This is a genomic window from Motilimonas cestriensis, assembly GCF_021295315.1.
Lineage (GTDB): Bacteria > Pseudomonadota > Gammaproteobacteria > Enterobacterales > CBDFNC01 > Motilimonas > Motilimonas cestriensis.
The window spans coordinates 1-1207 of sequence record NZ_JAIMJA010000070.1 but is presented as its reverse complement, the minus strand read 5'-3'; the positions used below and the strand labels follow the sequence as shown (position 1 = coordinate 1207).

Here is a 1207-nt window from a genome sequence, read left to right as displayed (position 1 = left end):
AGTTGAGTGCCATAACTTAACTCGCGAGTAACTTGTCCTGCACCATTATACTGATATTCGGTAACCTGCCCTCGGCCATCAACACTGAGCCAGAGTTTGCCTGATTCATTATAGAGCTGAAAACGGGTACTGCCATCGGGTAACAAGGTCGCCGCTATTTGGCCGTTATCATTATAAAAGTGGCTGAGCGTACGGGTCGTCTCCCCGACACCACTGCGACTTTCACTCAACAGCTCTCCACGTGTACTGAACTGACGGCTCGTCACAAGGCCATTTTCGGTGGTCACTACCACCCTATTTTCAACATCAAGATACTCGGAGTGAGTGGTAATACCCGCGTTGTCAGTTTGGCTGATAACGCGGTTCATGCCGTCGTACACATAGGATTTGGCACCATGCAGCGTGAGTTCACCACTGAGCAGGTCGCCAGTCAGTCGAACACTGCTCAACAAATTACCAAAGGCATCATAGGTGGTACGAACATGCTCGGTATCCGCGCCGGTCACCCCCTTCCCAGCCTCATCTAACGTGGCGTACACCGTCTGCGTATGAAGTAGGCCGCGTTGGTACTGGTATTCGGTCAGTGTAGATTGTTTAGGGGCCTGCGCCGCGCGCCAAGTGTCCATCGCAGCAAGGGTCAGCGGCTCATCGTCAGTCATCGCGGCTGTTAAACTCAAGGCATCGGAGCCAGTAAATACCCGCGTGCTGATGCGTTGGCCAAAACCGTCATAATCGTGATAGGTGACATTGCCCGCTGGGCTGACCTGGTAGCGCAGCAACTCACCTTCATAAACAAAATGTGCGGATGCAATGCTGCCATCGCCATTGTGAACATGGCTGGCAATCAAACGGTTTTGGTCATAGACTTGGGTCTGTACCAGTGCATTGTCTTGCCAGATCTGGGTCAGGTTACCATTGTCATCATAAACGTTGGTCGTGACCCGCCCCTCACCATCAATCACCTTTTTGACATTGTCATCTTCATCATATTGATAATGCACAATGCTTTGCACGAGGCGGGGATCTCGCTGCAATCCCTCTGTGCCTTTATCGCCACCGGTTTCAGGTGAAATCAGTGTGGTGATCCGCCCGCGTGAGTCCAACTTATAGGTCCATCGCTGATTGTTTGGATCAGTGACAATCAGGGTTTCAGCGTCCGGTTTATCAAACCGGGTGAGTGTGCCATTATCATCAATCGTTTTTAATT

General features: G+C 51.1%; 1 protein-coding gene. It reads right to left on the bottom strand.

Annotated features, from left to right (window positions below; genetic code table 11):
- The coding region (locus K6Y31_RS22020) for an RHS repeat domain-containing protein (RefSeq protein ID WP_233055173.1) at positions 1-1207 on the bottom strand (1207 nt) is incomplete at both ends.